Annotated in this window: 4 protein-coding genes; 2 read left to right on the top strand and 2 right to left on the bottom strand. The window is 69.2% G+C overall.

The window, feature by feature from the left end; all coding sequences use genetic code 11:
• Positions 1–67 precede the first annotated feature (67 nt).
• Positions 68–472, bottom strand: a complete 405-nt coding sequence (locus ACFU6I_RS47945; RefSeq protein WP_384380730.1) for a DUF5997 family protein — start codon at positions 470–472, stop codon at positions 68–70.
• Positions 473–530: 58 nt separating this feature from the next.
• Between ACFU6I_RS47945 and ACFU6I_RS47950 the strand changes: the two genes are divergently transcribed.
• Positions 531–1,295, top strand: a complete 765-nt coding sequence (locus tag ACFU6I_RS47950) for a LysR substrate-binding domain-containing protein (RefSeq protein WP_384380733.1) — start codon at positions 531–533, stop codon at positions 1,293–1,295.
• Between the two features lie 183 nt (positions 1,296–1,478).
• Here ACFU6I_RS47950 and ACFU6I_RS47955 read toward each other — a convergent pair whose 3' ends face one another.
• Positions 1,479–3,047, bottom strand: coding sequence for an alpha/beta hydrolase (locus tag ACFU6I_RS47955; RefSeq protein ID WP_384380736.1), 1,569 nt, complete (start codon positions 3,045–3,047; stop codon positions 1,479–1,481).
• 481 nt (positions 3,048–3,528) lie between these two features.
• On the opposite strand from ACFU6I_RS47955, the gene ACFU6I_RS47960 reads away from it, so the two are divergent.
• Complete coding sequence (locus ACFU6I_RS47960; protein WP_384380739.1) at positions 3,529–4,026, top strand: peptidylprolyl isomerase; 498 nt, start codon at positions 3,529–3,531, stop codon at positions 4,024–4,026.
• Positions 4,027–4,080 lie beyond the last annotated feature (54 nt).

Genomic DNA, 4,080 nt, shown 5'->3' on the forward strand with positions numbered 1-4,080 from the left:
GGTCCTCACCCCGGTCGGGTGAGGACCACCGACAGCGTCGTCGCGTCCGAACGTCGAGAGAAGCAGGTCAGGAGCGCGGTCGCTGGGACTGGCCGGCTCGCTCCGCGTTCCTCTCCTTGATGCGCGCCGCTTCCTTCCGGACCTCGGCCTGGGTGGCGCGCTCCTTCTGCAGCCACTCGGGGAGGTCCTTCTTCAGCGCGTCGATCTGCTCCGTGGTGAGGGGGTCCGTGACTCCGCCACGTGCGAGACCCGCGATGGAGACGCCCAGCTTCGCCGCGACCACCGGGCGGGGGTGCGGTCCGTTGCGCCGCAGTTCCTGGAGCCACTCGGGCGGATCGGCCTGCAGCGCATTGAGCTCGCTGCGCGAGACGACACCCTCCTGGAACTCGGCGGGGGTGGCCTCGAGGTACACACCCAGCTTCTTTGCCGCGGTTGCGGGCTTCATCGTCTGGGTGGTCTGGTGCGACGTCATGGTGTCAAGGGTAGCGAGCGTGTGCGATACCTCCGACCACGACCGGTAACCTGGCGGGGTGACAGGCTCCGATGCACCCCTCTCCTTCCGGCTCGCATACGTCCCGGGCGTGACGCCGACCAAGTGGGTGCGCATCTGGAACGAGCGGCTGCCGGACATCCCACTGACTCTCGTCGCGGTGGCCGCCGCCGAAGCATCCGACCTGTTGCGGCGCGGCGGTGCCGACGCAGGTTTCGTGCGGTTGCCGATCGACCGGACGGACCTCAGCGCGATCCCCCTCTACACCGAGACCACGGTGGTCGTGGTCCCGAAGGACCACGTCGTGGCGACGGTCGACGAGGTGTCCGTGGCGGATCTGGCCGACGACGTCGTGCTGCACCCCCTCGACGACACCCTGGGCTGGGAGCTTCCGCCCGGCCGGCCCGCGATCGAGCGTCCGGCCACGACGGCGGATGCCATCGAGCTGGTGGCGGCAGGGGTGGGCCTCCTCGTCGTCCCTCAGTCACTCGCACGCCTGCACCACCGCAAGGACCTCACGTACCGGCCGCTCACGGACGCCCCCGAGTCACGCGTCGCACTGTCGTGGCCGGAGGAGGAAACCACCGACCTGGTGGAGGACTTCATCGGGATCGTCCGCGGGCGGACCGTCAACAGCTCGCGGGGGCGCAACCCCGCCGCGGCGCAGCCGAAGCAGCGCAAGCGCCCCGAGACAGGCGGCGCGCAGCGAAAGTCCACAGCCGGGAAGCCCGCCCGCAAGAGCCCGCGGAGCGGCTCCGGCGGTCCCAAGACCGGCAGGCGGGGCAAGCCCCGTCGCCGGTCCTGAATCCGGTCGTCGGACAGGCGTGGTCGCCGCAGGGCGGCCGGAACCCACAACCGAGTCCCGGCCCGTCCTCCGAGGCGCCCCGGCGCCGACGGCCGCCGCTCGTACGGAAGCCCGCGGCCCCGTACGCGGACCGCGTCGGCGCACTCCCGGGGAAGGGCTGCGTCGCCTGCCTCGTTCCGGAGCTCACTTCGCGCCCGTATCGCCTCTTCCGTCGCGGACGGCCGGTGTCCGAGTCGCGAAGGGAGGGACGTCCTGTTCGCACGTGGCGCCGACGGGGGGCAGGACACCGCTGAGGAAGTAGCGGGCCGCATACCGGCCGACGCAGCCGCTCGGATTGCCCAGTGCCGTGTGACCGTACCCGTTGAGCGTGAGCAGACGGGCGTCGGCGAGTTCACGGGCCATCGCCTCGCCTGCCTGATACCGGGTGGCAGGGTCGTGGGTCGCATTGACGACGAGTACGGGGTTCGCGGTGTGCCTGTTCCAGGGGCCGGTGTAGTTGCTGACGGCGCGGGCCGGCCAGGTTGCGCACGGCTCGTTGGCCCAGGCCCACCAGTGTCCGAGGTCTCCCGCTCGCGCGGTACTCAGCTTGTCGAGTGCGACGTAGTGTGCCGGGTCGCGGGGGTTGGGACTTTCCGCGCACAGTACGCCGAGATGCTGCTCGAAACCGGGATACTTCGAGCCGACGGGTGGCGCCGGCGGATCCTGCGGTATGCGGCCCTCCCAGAGGTCCTGCAGCATCTGAGCCGTCTCGTCCCAGCCGGGGTGGACCGTGTAGAGCCCGCCACGGACCTCGCTGACGGTCTTCGCGTACGTCCAGGAATCCACGGGGCTGTTCGGGAGGCGCCGCAGCAGCTCGCTGAACTTGGCGCGGGTTGCTGCCGGGCTTCCTGCGGAGAAGGCGCAGCTGCTCGCCGGGGCGCGACCGCACAGTCGCAGGAACTCCCGCAGGACGTCGGCCGAGCCCAGATCGGACCCCAGCCGCAGGAAGGTGCTCAGTTCCGGCTCGCTCTTCGAGCCGTCGTCGACCCAGGCCCGTGGATCGACATTCCCGTCGAGCACCAGACGGCCGACCCTGGACGGGAAGAGGTTCGCGTAGGTCGCCCCCAGCAACGTTCCGTACGAGACACCCCAGTACCTCAACTGCCGGTCACCGAGCGCCTGGCGCAACCGGTCGAGGTCGCGGGCACTCTCGGCCGTCGAGACATGACGCAGCAGTTCCGGAACGCGCTTGTCACAGCGTCGGCCGAGCTCGGTGTAGGCCGCAGTGAAGGAGCTGCGCTCTTTCGCGCCGACCGGAAAGTCGGGAACATTCGCCCACCATGTGATGGCCTCTTCCGCGCTGGAAAAACATTGCACTGCGGTGCTCTGCCCGACGCCGCGCGGGTCCCAACTGACGATGTCGAACCGCTCCCGTAGTTCCTCGGGGAACTTCTCATACTGCAACGGCAGCCCCACCGTGCCCGCGCCTCCGGGCCCCCCGGGGTTGAAGACCAGTGATCCGACCCGCCGACCGGGAGCGACGGCCCGGTGCCTGATCACCGCCAGGTCGATGGTGCGCCACCCGGGACGGGTGTAGTCGAGTGGCGCCTTCATCGTTGCGCACTCGAATCCCTGCAGGCCCTCACCCTCGCAGGGCTTCCATGTCAGCGTCGTCCCGCCGGAACCGGACGGCCCCCCGTCGGGCAACTCGACCGCGACCGAACCTCCGATCGTGACCGCGGAGGCGAGCAGCAGGGCCCCCGCAGCGCACATGGCGCCACGTCTTTTTTGCCGATGGATGGCGACACCCGGCATCGGTGGCCCCTTCCTGGGCAGGGTGACTCATGGCACGGAGCCGGCGGTCGGCAGACTCAGTGCCATACGAACGGCACCGCACGTGTCGGGCAACACGCGCCCGTCCGAACGGGTGGCAGCGTCGTCCGTCCGGGCCCAGCACAAGAGCCGTCCGGCCGGGAGGACCCGGGTGACCCGGGACAGGGGGACGACCGGCCAGGAGCTTCCCCGGCGGGTCGGTCGCAGCGAGGGAGGTGGTCACCGTGCGTAATACATCACTCCGGCACTCGCTCCGGAGCGGGCACACTGCGCACAGGTTTCCGATGCCTGGCCAGCCGGCCTCTCCGACCGCCCGCACGACACTTTTTCTCGCACTCGCGTTCGATAGCCGACCGGGCGATCCGGCGATCGGACCACCCCGTCCGCTGGTGGCCGACAATGGTGATGTCAGGATGGATCCATGACGACCAAGGTTTTTTTCGACATCACCATCAATGACGAGCCCGCCGGGCGGATCGTGTTCAACCTGTTCGACGACGTGGTTCCGAAGACGACGGAGAATTTCCGCGCGCTGGCGACCGGCGAGAAGGGCTTCGGTTACAAGGGCTCGTCCTTCCACCGGGTCATCCCGGACTTCATGCTGCAGGGCGGCGACTTCACCAGCGGTGACGGCCGCGGTGGCAAGAGCATCTACGGCGAGAAGTTCGCCGACGAGAACTTCAAGCTCACGCACAACAAGCCCGGACTGCTGTCGATGGCGAACGCGGGCCCCGACTCCAACGGCTCCCAGTTCTTCATCACGACGATCGTGACGTCGTGGCTGGACGGCAAGCACGTCGTCTTCGGCGAGGTCGACGGCGAGGAGAGCATGGACCTGGTCAAGAAGATCGAGAGCTACGGCTCGCAGAGCGGCAGGACCCGGGCCAAGGTCACCATCGCCGACTCCGGCGTCCTCTGACCGTACGAGGAACCCTCCGGCGCCCGGCCTCTCGCTGATCGATCAGCGAGAGGC

Origin of the sequence: Streptomyces sp. NPDC057486, assembly GCF_042802415.1 — a bacterium.
Lineage (GTDB): Bacteria > Actinomycetota > Actinomycetes > Streptomycetales > Streptomycetaceae > Streptomyces > Streptomyces yanii.